A 13,413-nucleotide genomic window follows, 5' to 3' on the forward strand; every position below is an offset into this window, starting at 1 on the left:
TTCGAAGCGAGCGCCGCCATGCGTCCGGCAGGCCGGCCCGGACCCCGGTCGGCGGGATCGTCTTCGGCGAGAGCTACGGAAATCCTCCTTCCGAAACCCGATCAGCATGGATCAATGCCCGAGCGGGCATCATCAAGTAAGGCGAGCGGAACACATATCCCGGGACCTTATCGTTCCTCTTCCGAATAGCACCGTGCCTTCGGCGGCGGAAGGAGAAAGGCCATGGACGGCTGCGCTGACCTCGTTCTCGAAGGCGGCGGAGTAAAAGGCATCGCGCTGGTCGGCGCGATCGCGGAAATGGAGGCGCGCGGATACCGGTTCGGCGCGCCCGCGCGCATCGCGGGAACGTCCGCCGGCGCGATCGTCGGGTCGATGCTGGCCGCCGGAATGCCCGTCTCCGACATGGTCCGCGTCATGCGCGAAGTGGACTACCGCTCGTTCCAGGACGGCTCCCGGTTCGCCGTCGTCCGCGGCATCTCCCTGCTCGCGACCCTCGGCATGCACCGGGGCGACGCGCTGCACCGCTGGATCGCGGCGCGGCTCCGGGACTGCGGCGTCGAGACGTTCGGGCAGCTCAGACTGGACGACCCCGGCTCCGCGCTGCCGCCCGAGCACGCCTACAAGCTCGTGGTCGTCGTCTCGGACGTCAGCAGCGGGCGCATGGTGTGCCTGCCGTGGGAGTACGAGCGGTACGGCCTCGACGCCGACGACCAGCCGGTGGCCGACGCGGTGCGCGCCTCGGCGTCCATCCCGGTGTTCTTCCGCCCGTGCCGCATCTGCCGCAAGGACGGCCGCAAATGCGTGCAGGTGGACGGCGGCATGCTGTCCAACTATCCGATCACCATCTTCGACCGGGAGGACCGCGAGCCCCGCTGGCCGACGTTCGGCGTGAAGCTGTCCGGCCGCCCGCCGTCCGGCGGCGTGTTCCGCCAGTGGCGCGGGATCCGCGGCCCTGTCGGCTACGGGCGGGCGCTGGTCTCCACCATGGCGGAGGCGCACGACCGGGTGCAGATGGACGAGCCGTCCATCGTGGCCCGCACGATGTTCGCCCGCACCGGCGGCGTCCTCGCCACCGACTTCGACCTGGACGCGCAGACCCGCGACCGCCTCTACGCCGCCGGGCGGGAGGCCGCCGCCCGCTTCCTGGACGGCTGGGACCACGGCGACTACCTGGCGAGGCACCGCTGCCACCGACCGGTTTGAAAGATTTACGTAATTACGTAGTATCGAGGTCGTGACTGAGGAGAACCTGGCGGACCGGAGCCTGGCGGACCGGGTCGAGCGCCTGGAGGAGCGGGTGGCCCGGCTGGAGGGGCCGCGGCCGGCGGCCGGGCACCGTCCGGACGCGGACGACGCCTTCTGGGCACTGAACGCCCTGAAGGACCGCGCAGCCGATCCCGGCGCGGTGCTGTTCACCGGCTCGGTGACGCTGCCGGCCGGGGAGCACTACGAATGGCAGCAGGGCCACCCGGTGGACGACCTGCTGGCGGACGACTGGTCGCAGGCCGCCGAGACGCTGACCGCGCTGGCGCATCCGGTGCGGCTGCTGCTGCTCCGCGAGATCCTCCAGGGCTCCCGCGGCACCGCCGAACTGGCCGCGCACGAGCGCCTCGGCACCACCGGCCAGCTCTACCACCACCTTCGCCAGCTGGTCGCGGCCGGCTGGCTGCGCACCACGTCGCGCGGGCAGTACAGCGTCCCGGGCGAACGGGTGGTGCCGCTGCTCACCGTGCTCGCGGCGGCCCGCCGCTGACGACCGATCGGAGAAGAGATGCTCAGGACGATCGCCCGCTTCCGGACCGTGTGCCTCCTGCTCGGCATACTGCTGGCCCTGACCGAGTCCCTGCACGGCGTCGCCGCGCTCTTCTGGGCGGGAGCCGCCCTGATCGTCGCCGGGATCGTGCTGTTCTTCGTCCCCAGCGGCGCCTCGGACCGGGAGCCCGTCGTGGTCCGCGGCCCGGTGCGCGGACGCTGGGTGCCGGTCAACAGCCCCGCCGACAAGGTGCCCAGCCACGGAACCCACGAGCTGGGTCAGACGTACGCGATCGACCTCGTCCACGTGCCCGATGAGGCGCGGACGTGGACCCCGATCCACCGGTGGCCGCTCGCGGCACGCCCGGAGACGTTCCCGGCGTTCGGCCAGGACGTGCTCGCCCCCGCCGACGGCGTGGTCGTCCACGCCAGCGGGTGGCAGCGCGACCACTGGAGCCGGAACTCCTGGCCGGGCGTCCTCTACCTGCTGGTCGAGGGCATGGTCTTCCGGCAGGTGCTCTCGCTGCTGACCCTGTCCGGGGGGCGGTTCATCGTCGGGAACTCCGTCACCCTGGACCTGGGCGACGGCGTGCACGCGGTCTTCGCACACCTGCGCCGGGGCTCGCTTCGCGTGGCGAAGGGCGACCGCGTCCGCGCGGGCGACGTACTCGGGGAGGTCGGCAACTCCGGGAACAGCTCTGAGCCGCACTTGCACTTCCACCTCATGGACCGCCCTCGCCCGCTGGCCGCCGCCGGCATCCCGTTCGCCTTCCCCTACGCATCGGCCGGCCAGACCCGGATGGGCGTCCCCGGCACTCGCACCGCCTTCACCTGCGAGAACCCGGAGACACCAGTACCCGGACGCTGAGAACGGCACATCCGGATTCCGGCATTCCGGACCGCAGCTATCGGCAACAAACGCCAGATTTCGCTATTTGACGTATATAACGCTCAGGACGCCCGAATGCGTTGATCGTCGTCCGCCGGTGTGCCACTCTTACCGATGCCCCCGGCAGCAGGCGATTTCGCCGATCGGCGCCCACCGCGCCTCTGCCGTGCTGTCCGCTGCTCGCGCCCAGGTGGAGAGGCCGCTGTGAGGAAAAGCCGGATCGGCCGGGATGCGGACGCGTCCGCGACACCGCCCGGAGCCCGCCGGTGAGATGGCGGAGGCGCAGGTCACCGGACCCGTATGCGGCGGTCCAGGTGCCGCCGGAATACCGGGCGGCCGTTCCGATGCCCATTCCGTCCGCGCCGCGAATGGCGGCTCCGGACCTGTGGCCCGAACTGTGCGAACGATTCTGCCTGCAGTTCCTCGTCCTCGCCGAGAAAATGCGTCCGGCCATGGACCTGCTGGAGGAGAGCGAGGAGGACCCGGACCGCCTGGAGGCCCTCTACAGGATCGACCACGGCGTGACCCGGATGCGGCGGGCCGCCCGCGACCTGCGGGTGCTCGCCGGACGGGACGGCGAGGAGCTCTCCGGCCCCGACACCTCCCTGCTGGACGTCGTGCGGATGGCCGAATCGTCCATCGAGCAGTACCGGCAGGTCACGATCCTGCGCGTGGTGGACCTCGCCGTCGCCGCCTACGCGGCCGAGGACCTGGCCTCGCTCGTCGCCGCGCTGCTCGACAACGCGACCCGGTACTCGCCGGCGCACGTGACCGTCAGCGCCCGCCTGCTCGACGACGGCGCCGTGATGATCCGGATCGAGGACTCCGGCATCGGCATGTCGCCCGCGCAGCTGGACGGGCTGAACGCGACGCTCGCCGGCCCCGTGCCGCCGATGACGGGGGAGACGGCGCGGTCCACCGGATTCCCCGTGGTGCACCGGCTGGCCCGCAGGCACGGCGTCGGGGTCCGGCTCGCCGCCAGGGCCACCGGGACGGTCGCCATGGTGACCGTCCCGCCCGCGCTGCTCTGCGAGATCCCGGCGGACGAGCCCGCCGCCTCCCCCGCCGGCGGGTCGGCGGGGATGGGGCACCTGGCCATGGCGCGCGGCGCGGAACGTCCGGCCGGGCCGGTCGCGGCCGTACGCGGCGCCGGGACCGTGACCGACCTCGGCGGGCTGCCGCGGCGGGAGCGCACGAGCCTGCGCCCGGCCGCCGCGCCCCCCGGGCCGGAACCGGCGCCCGGCGGCGGCTCGTTCGCGGCCGACCTGGACGCCTTCACCTCCGGCGCGCGCCGCGACGCCGGCGGGTCCGCCGGCGCAGAACGTGAGGAAGGACGGCAGTGACCATCGCCGCCACCGGGCCGAAGGGCCCGCAGGACTTCGGCTGGCTGCTCAAACAGTTCGCCTCCGCCACCCCCGGCGTGACGCTGGCGCTGATCGTGTCGTCGGACGGCCTGGCGCTCGTCGAGTCCGGCTCGATGCCGTCGGAGTTCGTCGATCCGATGGCCGCGCTGACCAGCGGCATGATCAGCATCGGCAACAACATCGCCAAGCACGTCGGCGCGGGCGGCTGCGACCAGGTCATGCTGAAGTTCGCCACCGGGCACCTGCTGTTCATGGGCATCGGGCAGCTCGCCGGGCTCGTCGTCCTGGTCGGCGAGGGCGCGAACCTCGGCGCCGTCGCCCACGAGATGACCAAGTTCGTGCACGCCGTCGGGCACGTCCTCACCCCCCAGATGCGCGACGACCTGCGCCGCATGACCGAGCGGGCGGCGACGTGAGCGCCAATCCGTGGGTGCGGCCCTACGTGCTGACCGGGGGACGGACCCGCGGCCGGCGGCACCTGCTGGTGCACACGCTCGTCACCGGCGGCGGCTACGACGCGGCGTTCGCCGAGCGGCTCCTTCCCGAGGCCAGGGCGCTGTACGAGCGGGCGCACGCCGGCGGTGAATCGGTCGCCGAACTGTCCGCCCACTGCGGGGTGCCGCTCGGCGTCACCCGGGTCCTCCTCGCCGACCTGGCCGCCGGCGACCGGATCGTGATCGTCGCCGAGGACGTCTCGCCGTACGACTCGCACGTCCTGGAAAGAGTGATCGATGGTCTACGCGAGCTCGCCTGACCCGTCCGGGCCGAGGCCGGCCCCCGGCGTCCCGCCGCGCTCGCCCCTGCGCGGCATGACCTCGGTCAAGCTCGTCGTCGCGGGCGGGTTCGGCGTCGGCAAGACCACCCTGGTCGAGGCCATCTCGGAGATCCCGCCGGTGAACACCGAGGCGTGGATGACGCAGGCCGCCAAGAACGTCGACCGGCTCGGCGACGGCGGCGACGGCGGCGACGGCGGTGGCGGCGGTGGCGGTGGCGGCGGTGGCAAGACGACCACGACCGTCGCGATGGACTTCGGCCGCGTCACCCTGGCGTCCGACCTGGTGCTGTACCTGTTCGGCACGCCCGGCCAGCCGAGGTTCTGGCCCATGTGGGACGACCTGTGCCGCGGGGCCAGCGGCGCCGTCGTCCTGGTGGACACCCGGCGGCTGGACGTGTCGTTCCCGGCGGTCAACTACTTCGAGAACGACTCCGACGTGCCGTTCATCGTGGCCGCGAACCTCTTCGACGGGCGGCAGACCCATCCGCTCGGGCAGGTCCGGGAGGCGCTCCGGCTGGACCCCGGCGTCCCCCTCATCACCTGCGACGCCCGCGAGCGGACCTCGGCCGTCGACGTCCTGACGCGGACGCTCGGCCACACCCTCGACCGCACCGCCGGCCGCGCGCCGGCCATCCGCTGACCCCCGGAGGAGGAGACGTTGCGAAGGATCCTGATCGTCGGAGCGGGGCAGGCCGGCCTGCAGCTGGCCCTGAGCCTGCAGGCCGAGGACTACGAGGTGACGGTCATGTCGGCGCGGACCCCGGACGAGATCCGGGGCGGCCGCATCATGTCCACGCAGTGCATCTTCTGGCCGCAGCTGCAGATCGAGCGCGACCACGGCCTGAACCTCTGGGAGGACCGCGCCCCGCAGATCGTCGCGCAGCGCGCGACCGTGGCGGCGCCGCCCGGCACCCGCGCGTTCCAGACCCTCGGACGCTGGGACCACTACGCCCAGTCGGTGGACCAGCGGGTCAAGATGGCCGGCTGGCTGGAGCTGTTCGAGGAACGCGGCGGCAACACCGTCTACCACAGCGTGATGACGTCCGACCTGGAGGGCCTCTCCGCCCTCTACGACCTGACGATCATCGCGGCGGGCAAGGGCGAGCTGGTGGAGCTGTTCGACCGGGACGCGAGCCGCTCGCCGTACGACCGTCCGCAGCGGCGGCTGTCGTGCGTCTACCTGCACGGGATGACGCCGTGGCCCGACCACCCCGAGCCCCACGTCCGCATCACCGCCACGCCGGGGATCGGCGAGCTCTTCTTCATGCCGGGCTACACGAACACCGGCCCCTGCGACATCCTGCTGTGGGAAGCGGTGCCGGGCGGGCCGTTCGACTGCTGGGACGACCGTCCGAGCCCTTCCGACCACCTCGCCCGGACGCTGGACCTCATGCGGCAGTACGCCCCCTGGGAGTACGAACGCACGGTGGACGCCGAACCCACCGATGCGCGCTGCACTCTGTACGGGGGATACGCGCCGGTCGTCCGGCATCCGGTCGGGAACCTGTCGCCGACCGCGCACGTACTCGGCATGGCGGACGTCGTCGTCGCCAACGACCCGTGCACCGGGCAGGGCTCGAACAACGCGGTGCGGTGCGCCGAGGTGTACTTCCAGTCGATCCTCCGCCACGGTGACCGGCCCTTCGATCCGGCCTGGATGCGGCAGACCTTCGAGACCTACTGGGAGTACGCGCAGTACCCGACCGCCTATACGAACATGATGCTCGGGCCATTGCCGGAGCACGTCCAGAAGGTCCTGGCGATCGCCGCCGAGAACGAGGCGGTCGCCTACCGGTTCGCCTACGGGTACGCCAATCCGGGCGACTTCGCCAACTGGCTCCTCGACCCGGCCAAGACCGAGGAGTACCTGGCGACGGTCACCGGTCCGGCGCCGCACTAGCGGTCCGGGGGTTGTACGAGGCCCGTGTGGCCGCCCGCGGGGACGGGCAGCGCTTGAAGAGGCACTGCAACCCCCTCCTCTCCGAACCGGCCCGCACGATCGGCGACGGCGACGACGCCCGTCAACGAAGTGTGTGCGCCAGCCGTACCTTGGCCTGGTCGATCTCACCGGTCCGCACGGTCACCGAGATCAGCCAGCGCCCCGCCGCGGTGAGCGGCGGAGTGCGGGCCGAGTAGCGGCCGGCGGCCAGCCGGTCCACCCGTGCGTCGATCGGCCCGATGCGCCGATCGGGTTGCGACCACGCGATGGTCAGCTCGGCCACGTCCTTCGGCCTGCCGGAGCCGTCCCGGACGCGGACGACCGAATCGGTGAGCCCGCGCGCCCGGTTGGGCATGCGGATCGCGAGAGTGCCGGACCCTTCGGCGCCGCCGGTGTCGAACCCGGCGGTCAACGTGACCGGCTTGGCGGCGAACGCCGTCCCCGCGGGCTGCATCGACACGAGCGGCGCCGTCACCATGATGACGGCCAGCGTCCCGGCCGTCTCCACGGCCACCAGCCGGCCCAGCCGGACGGGCACGGCCGCGCTCTTCCGCCGTTGCAGGACGCGCCGCGAGAAGAAGGCGACCGCCACCACGCCGGCGACGAGTGCGAGCTTGACGAGGAGCGTCACCCCGTAGCCGGTGGTCGTGAGCGCCTCCGGTGTCTCCACCCGCAGGCGGGCCTGATGCAGGCCCGTGAGCGCGAGCACGGCGACGCTGCCCGCCGCGACCCACGAGAAGCGAGCGGCCGCGGTGCCCGCCGCCGGATCTCCGGCACGGGCCCGGACGGTCACCGCGAGGGCGGCCAGGCCGCCCACCCACAGCCCCATCGCGCACACGTGCGCGGTGCCCGCCACCGTGGTGAGCAGCGGACGCGGGCCCGCGACGGCGTGCCCGGACAACGGCCAGGTCACCGCGAGGGCGCAGGCCGCCACCGCGGCGCAGACCCCGAACACCAGCCGTTCCTTCGCACGCGAACCCGGCAGCCCGGCCCAGGCCCGGTAGAGGAGCAGGGGCGACACGACCGCGATGGCCGCCTGGACCACGAGTGCGCGACCGGCCGGATCGAGCACCGTCTCACGCAGCGAAGCCGGACGGAACGCCGAGGCCAGGGACGTCCCGTTGATGTAAGGAGCGTGCAGCAGCAGGGCGCCGAGCGCACCGGCGACCAGTGCCGCCCAACCGGCCGCCATCACCCGTCGCAACCCGCGCAGCTCCGGCCCCCCGCTGAAGGCGTAGGCGCAGAAGGCCGCCGCCCCCGCGAGCATCGCGAAACCCGCGTACCCCAGAAAGCGCGCGACGGAGCGCAGCACCGGCACGGTCCGGGCCCCATCCGGGAGATCGGCCGCGCTCCCGTCCCCGCGGACGCCCCCGGCCTGGGCGGCGCTCGGGTGGCCGACCGCGAAGGTGAAGGCGCCGGCGACCGGATGGGAATCGGCCGAGACCACCCGCCAGCTCACCGTGTACGTGCCCTGCACGGCGTCCGCGTCGGCCGGCGGGCGCACCGCCACCGTGACGCCGGAGCCCTCCGCCGAGACGGCCCCGCCCACGTCCTGGCCGGCCGGGCCGAGCACCCGGATCCCACCGGTCACGGGGCGTACCGGCTCAGTGAAGGTCAGGATCACGCGCGCCGGTGTCCCGGTCACGACCTCACCGTCGGCAGGGGAGGAGGAGCGCAGCATCGTGTGCGCATCCGCGGGTCCGGCCAGGAAGACCGGCGCGATGAGGGCCGGCACGATGAGGGCGAGCGCGAGCGTGACCAGCCGCAGGGTGAGCCGGTGGTTCATCAGCGCGACGGCCGTCGGCGGGCGAACACCCCGGTGGCCAGCGCGACCAGCGCGACCAGGAGCGCGGCCGCCCCGAGGACGGTGGACGCCGTACTGCCGCCCTCGTCCTCGGTCCCGGTCGACGCGGCCGCGGGGGTCGTCGCTGGAGCGGCCTGCTTGACCAGGCTGAGCGACGGCGCGGGGTGTTCGGGCTTCTCGGTGCCGCTCGGGATGTCGATCCACCGGACGACGTCGGTCTTACCGGACTCGTCGGTGTAGGTCTGCAGGGCCTTGAAGTACAGCTTGGGGGTGTCGGTGGGCAGCGGACCCAGCGAGACGCCGAACTGCTGGAACTGCCTCGGGGCGATCTTCCCGCCGGACCAGACGATCTTCGTGACCGCCTCGGTCACCTCTCCCTTGCCGGTCTTGATCGGCTGCTCCAGCCGGTCGACGGTGGTCTCGACCTTCCAGCCGGGGGTGGGCTGGACGAGAACGGAGGCGATGGGGTGATCGGAGGGCAGGAACAACTCCACCTTGGTGGTGTCGGCGTCGGGCTTCTCGTTGGGGACCCGCACGGTGACGGCTCCGTAGCCGCCCGGCTCGGCCGTGTTCGGACTGATGGTGACGTGCGCGAACGCGGCCGAGGCCAGCGCCGTGATCAGCGCGGTGGCGGTGACCGAGCCGGTGATCAGAGCGCGGCCGACGACGGACGGAGCGGGCATGGTGCCTCCAGGCGCGGCGGTGCAGCGGGGATGGGCGAGGTTTTTACGAATGTTCTAGTTTTTACATGTCTCGCCTAGAAAAATGCAAGCCAGAGGCTGTGTGTCCTGGTCAACAGGTGTGCGGCATGGCTTGCGCTAGCCGTGCCCCCAGCATGAGGTGATCGGGGCTCGGGTCTTGCTGACGTGAGTCGCACTTCTGGGGCGGCGCGAGCACCGCCTGTACGCGTACGCCTGCGTCCTCGCGTCTGGAGACGGTGCGACCGGTTCACCTCGCACTCGCAGGGGACTGCGAATGAACGAGAGGGCCTTTGAAGCCTGGGATGACCGGGATCGAGGTATGGGGCCCAACAAAGGCAACGCACCCGCGGATCAAACCGCAGGCTTGCGAACACGGGCCCGCACAGGCCACCGGAGGGAAAATGGGGGGTCGCCCCCCAATAAAAGGCAAGGCACCCGCGAAGCAAGCCGAAGGCTTGCGAACAGGGGTGCCCGAGTGCGCCGTCAGGGACTTGAACCCCGAACCCGCGGATTAAGAGTCCGCTGCTCTGCCAATTGAGCTAACGGCGCATGTCTGGGGGGCCTCGGCCGTGGCCGGGGGCCCTTGCGACAGGAAGAACAGTACCAGGGGCCGCGGGGCAGTGCGAATCGGTTACTCCCGGACGGGGAGGACGCTGACCATGCCGCGCCAGAGGGCGATGGCGGTGGCGCGGGAGCTGACGCCGAGCTTGGCGTAGATGCGGTTGACGTGGTTCTTGACGGTCTTCTCGGACAGGAAGAGCTGGCGGGCGATCTCGCCGTTGGAGCGTCCGGTGGCGATGAGGTCCATGACCTCGGACTCGCGGGCGGACAGGCCGAGGGTGGTGCGGGACGCGTCGCGGACGCCCCGGATGAGGTCGCGGACGGTGAAGGAGCCGGGGACGAGGTGGCCGCAGGCGCCGGCGCGCAGGGCGGTCTCGACCGCGGGCTGGTCGTCGGAGTGGAGGAAGACGCGGGAGGCGGCGCTGAGGGCGGCCGTGTGGGCGGCGGCGGGCGCGTCGAGCAGGACGATGTCGGGACGCAGGCGCTCGGCGAGGGTGAGGGCGGTCAGGGGGTCGGGGGTGTCGGCGACGACCCGGAGGTCGTCGCCGGCGTTGAGGAGGGAGATCACGTCCGCGCGGACCCGGGGATCGGCGTCCACCACGAGGACGCGCAAGGGGGCCGTCTCGTCGACACTCATCGCTGCCCTTGACGTGTCGTTGACATTTATAGGGACGGAGCATAACGGGACCATCTTCAAGAGTCGATGGACCGCGCCGCACACGACGAAGGCCCCGGCCTTATGACCGGGGCCCCGCACCTGGGGTGAGTGAGGGGACTTGAACCCCCGACATCTTGGACCACAACCAAGTGCTCTGCCAGCTGAGCTACACCCACCGCGGCCGGGAGCGCGTCCCGGCTCCCAGTAGTGTAGCGGCTCCGTGAGGGTGGGTCAGCCGGAGGAGACCTTGGCGGCGATGGAGCGCGCCATGTCGGAGTCGGGGCCGGGCTGCGGGACGAAGACGGCGGCGCGGTAGTAGCGCAGTTCCTGGATGCTCTCGGTGATGTCGGCGAGGGCGCGGTGGCCGCCCTTCTTCTCCGGGCTGGCGAAGTACACGCGCGGGTACCAGCGGCGGGCCAGTTCCTTGATGGAGGAGACGTCCACCATGCGGTAGTGGAGGTGCGCGTCGAGGGCGGGCATGTCGCGGGCCAGGAAGGACCGGTCGGTGGCGATGGAGTTGCCGCACAGGGGCGCCTTCTTGGCGTCCTTCACGTGGGTCCGGATGTAGCTGAGGACGATCTCCTCGGCCTCGGCGAGGGTGATGCCGCTGGGGAGCGCCTCCAGGAGCCCGGACGTGGTGTGCATGTCCCGGACGACTTTGGTCATCTGGGTCACGGTCTCGGGGGGCGGCTTGATGACGACGTCGACGCCCTCGTCGAGGATGTTGAGCTCGCTATCGGTGACCAGCGCGGCTATCTCGATGAGCGCGTCGTTGCGCAGGTCGAGTCCTGTCATCTCGCAGTCGATCCAGACCAGCCGCTCGTTCATGGATTCACCCTACGGCCATGGACGACTGCGCGGGGCATTGAGCGGGATGGAATTAGGAGGTCACACGGCGGGCGATATGCCCTGGAATGGCGATGCCCGGGCGGAGTAGCGGGTCGGGGGAGGGCGTCCCGAATATCTGGGTGACAGGGATGACGCCGGCCCAGGTGTCGAGGGCGTAGTCCTCTTCGTCGTCGGAGGGCGGGGCCTGGCGGATCTTGATGGAGGCCTCCTCCAGGGAGAGGGCGATCACCGAGGTCGCGGCGAGTTCCTTCCGGTTGGGCCCGCGGGCCGCGTCCCATCGGCCGGGGACGAGGTGGTCGACGACGGTGCGCAGTCCGGTCAGCTTCTCGTCCGGGTCGGTGACGAGTTCGGGCGTCCCGAAGATGACGGCGCTGCGGTAGTTGACCGAGTGGTGGAAGACGGACCGGGCGAGGACGAGGCCGTCCAGGTGGGTGACGGTGACGCAGATCTCCTGGGACGGGGCGGCCATGAGGCTGCTCGCGCCGCTGGAGCCGTGGACGTACAGGGTGTCGTCCAGGCGGCCGTAGCAGGTGGGCAGGACGCGCGGGGAGCCGTTCACGACGACGCCGAGGTGGCAGATCATGCCGGCGTCCAGGATCTCGTAGAGGACGGAGCGGTCCGCGCTGCCGCGTTCCGGGGCCCTGGTGAGGCGCGTGCGGGCGGTCGATGAGAGTGGGGTCATGTCCGTTTACGCTAGAGGGAGAGTGGCCTGGCCGGTATGGCCACTTGGCACTCAAAGCCGGAGACCACTTTGTCGATCGATCTGCCCCTCGTCGTCGACCGGGGCGCGAAGGAGCCGATGAGCGCTCAGCTCGTCGGCCAGTTGCGGGACGCGATGACGGCCGGACGGCTTGCCGCGGGGGAGCGGCTTCCGTCCAGCAGGGCCCTGGGCGAGTCGCTGGGCGTCAGCCGGACGGTGGTGACGGAGGCCTACGAGCAGCTGTATGCCGAGGGCTGGCTGGAAGGACGCCACGGGTCCGGGACGTACGTGACCGAAGGCGTCGCCGCCGCGCCCGTGCCCAAGCCGCAGAGACCGGCGACGAGACCGGCACGGAGGGCTGCGGCTCCACATGAGATCGACCTGAGACCGGGCGTCGCCTGGATCGGGGCCCTGGACACACCGGCATGGCGCAGAGCATGGCGACTGGCCGCGGGCATGCCACCGCAACAGCGCCAGGACCCGCACGGCCTGCCGGGACTGCGGGCGGCGCTCACCGACTACCTCAGGCGTAGCCGCGGCGTGAGCTGTCCTCTGGACGGGCTCCTGGTGACGCGGGGAGCGACGAACGGGCTCGATCTCCTGGCCGCGACCGTGCTTCGCCCTGGCGACCGCGTGGGGGTAGAGGATCCCGGCTATCGGAAGGCACGCATCGTCCTTGAGGGACGTGGCGCGGAACTCGTGCCGTGCCCTGTCGATGAGCACGGCCTCATCGTCGACGGCTTGCCCGACGATTTGCGCCTCGTCTACACGACGCCGTCGCACCAGTACCCGATGGGCGGCGTCCTGCCCGTCCCGCGCCGGCGGGCCCTGCTCGCATGGGCGAGGCGTAACGGGGCGCTCATCGCCGAGGACGACTACGACGGCGAGTTCAGGTTCGACGTGGCGCCCCTGCCCGCCTTGTACGGGCTCGACCCCGACGTGGTGGTCTATCTCGGCACGACGGCGAAGATCCTCACCACGGACATGGGCGTCGGCTGGCTGGCGGGACGTCCCGACCTCGTGGGGGACGTGGCGCTGCGCCGGGAGCAGTTGAACGACCGCACGGCCATCGTCCCGCAGGACGCGCTGCGCCTTCTCCTGGAACGCGGCGATCTCGACAGGTACATCCGGCGGATGCGCGCCGAGTACGCGCGGCGCCGGGAGGTGGTCGTGCGGGCGCTGGACGGCCTTCCGCTGCGCGGCGACACGGCGGGTCTGCATCTGGTGGTGGACGTCCCCGAGGCCGAGGCGCGGCGCATCTCGGCGGAAGCGGGCGAACGGGGCGTCCTGGTGGAGACTATGGAGCGGCACTGCGCGGGGACGAGGCGCGCGTCCGGTCTGGTCATCGGCTACGGCTCCGCCGCGACCCTTACCGAGCTGCGCAAGGGCTGCGAGGTGGTCCGGAGCCTGGGCGGTTGACG

14 protein-coding genes and 2 tRNA genes are annotated in these 13,413 nt (G+C 71.6%); 9 read left to right on the forward strand and 7 right to left on the reverse strand.

The genetic code is table 11. The annotated features are described in order from the left end of the window. Positions 1 to 222 precede the first annotated feature (222 nt). From AL2_RS19000 to AL2_RS19035, 8 genes are all read left to right on the forward strand, one after another. Positions 223 to 1,203, forward strand: coding sequence for a patatin-like phospholipase family protein (locus AL2_RS19000; protein WP_067635217.1), 981 nt, complete (start codon positions 223 to 225; stop codon positions 1,201 to 1,203). Between the two features lie 31 nt (positions 1,204 to 1,234). Then, positions 1,235 to 1,753: an ArsR/SmtB family transcription factor gene (locus AL2_RS19005; RefSeq protein ID WP_157438233.1), complete on the forward strand. Its 519-nt coding sequence runs from the start codon at positions 1,235 to 1,237 to the stop codon at positions 1,751 to 1,753. 18 nt (positions 1,754 to 1,771) lie between these two features. After that, positions 1,772 to 2,620: a M23 family metallopeptidase gene (locus AL2_RS19010; protein WP_067635218.1), complete on the forward strand. Its 849-nt coding sequence runs from the start codon at positions 1,772 to 1,774 to the stop codon at positions 2,618 to 2,620. Between the two features lie 389 nt (positions 2,621 to 3,009). Then, positions 3,010 to 3,984 carry a sensor histidine kinase gene (locus AL2_RS19015; RefSeq protein ID WP_067635219.1) on the forward strand — a complete coding sequence of 325 codons (975 nt, stop codon included), beginning with the start codon at positions 3,010 to 3,012 and terminating at the stop codon, positions 3,982 to 3,984. Further along, on the forward strand, positions 3,981 to 4,421 hold the full coding sequence (locus AL2_RS19020; RefSeq protein WP_218003676.1) for a roadblock/LC7 domain-containing protein: 441 nt from the start codon (positions 3,981 to 3,983) through the stop codon (positions 4,419 to 4,421). Before AL2_RS19015 ends, AL2_RS19020 begins: the two co-directional genes overlap by 4 nt. Beyond that, positions 4,418 to 4,759, forward strand: coding sequence for a DUF742 domain-containing protein (locus AL2_RS19025; protein WP_067635220.1), 342 nt, complete (start codon positions 4,418 to 4,420; stop codon positions 4,757 to 4,759). Before AL2_RS19020 ends, AL2_RS19025 begins: the two co-directional genes overlap by 4 nt. A 55-nt stretch (positions 4,760 to 4,814) precedes the next feature. Continuing rightward, positions 4,815 to 5,420, forward strand: a complete 606-nt coding sequence (locus AL2_RS19030; RefSeq protein ID WP_067635382.1) for a GTP-binding protein — start codon at positions 4,815 to 4,817, stop codon at positions 5,418 to 5,420. An 18-nt stretch (positions 5,421 to 5,438) separates the two neighbouring features. Beyond that, positions 5,439 to 6,680, forward strand: a complete 1,242-nt coding sequence (locus tag AL2_RS19035) for a styrene monooxygenase/indole monooxygenase family protein (protein ID WP_067635221.1) — start codon at positions 5,439 to 5,441, stop codon at positions 6,678 to 6,680. A gap of 121 nt (positions 6,681 to 6,801) precedes the next feature. Here the strand turns inward: AL2_RS19035 and AL2_RS19040 are convergent, their stop codons facing one another. The 7 genes from AL2_RS19040 to AL2_RS19070 all read right to left on the reverse strand — a co-directional run bounded on the left by AL2_RS19040 (position 6,802) and on the right by AL2_RS19070 (position 11,974). Next, positions 6,802 to 8,505 (reverse strand): copper resistance CopC/CopD family protein, encoded by a 1,704-nt coding sequence (locus tag AL2_RS19040; protein WP_067635222.1) that lies wholly within the window; start codon positions 8,503 to 8,505, stop codon positions 6,802 to 6,804. Then, a complete protein-coding gene (locus tag AL2_RS19045; RefSeq protein ID WP_083946662.1) occupies positions 8,505 to 9,206 on the reverse strand; it encodes a YcnI family copper-binding membrane protein in 702 nt (233 codons plus the stop codon). The genes AL2_RS19040 and AL2_RS19045 overlap by 1 nt, the downstream gene beginning before the upstream one ends. A gap of 494 nt (positions 9,207 to 9,700) precedes the next feature. Then, positions 9,701 to 9,773, reverse strand: a tRNA-Lys gene (locus tag AL2_RS19050). An 82-nt stretch (positions 9,774 to 9,855) separates the two neighbouring features. Beyond that, positions 9,856 to 10,422 (reverse strand): response regulator transcription factor, encoded by a 567-nt coding sequence (locus AL2_RS19055; protein ID WP_067635223.1) that lies wholly within the window; start codon positions 10,420 to 10,422, stop codon positions 9,856 to 9,858. Positions 10,423 to 10,543: 121 nt separating this feature from the next. Next, positions 10,544 to 10,619: transfer RNA gene (locus AL2_RS19060), tRNA-His, on the reverse strand. 55 nt (positions 10,620 to 10,674) lie between these two features. After that, a complete protein-coding gene (orn, locus tag AL2_RS19065) occupies positions 10,675 to 11,271 on the reverse strand; it encodes an oligoribonuclease (RefSeq protein WP_067635224.1) in 597 nt (198 codons plus the stop codon). Positions 11,272 to 11,323: 52 nt separating this feature from the next. Then, positions 11,324 to 11,974 (reverse strand): pyridoxamine 5'-phosphate oxidase family protein, encoded by a 651-nt coding sequence (locus AL2_RS19070; RefSeq protein ID WP_067635225.1) that lies wholly within the window; start codon positions 11,972 to 11,974, stop codon positions 11,324 to 11,326. 69 nt (positions 11,975 to 12,043) lie between these two features. On the opposite strand from AL2_RS19070, the gene pdxR reads away from it, so the two are divergent. Further along, positions 12,044 to 13,411, forward strand: coding sequence for a MocR-like pyridoxine biosynthesis transcription factor PdxR (gene pdxR, locus AL2_RS19075; RefSeq protein ID WP_376741299.1), 1,368 nt, complete (start codon positions 12,044 to 12,046; stop codon positions 13,409 to 13,411). Positions 13,412 to 13,413: the final 2 nt, after the last annotated feature.

Source organism: Actinomadura latina NBRC 106108 (genome assembly GCF_001552195.1).
GTDB lineage: Bacteria > Actinomycetota > Actinomycetes > Streptosporangiales > Streptosporangiaceae > Spirillospora > Spirillospora latina.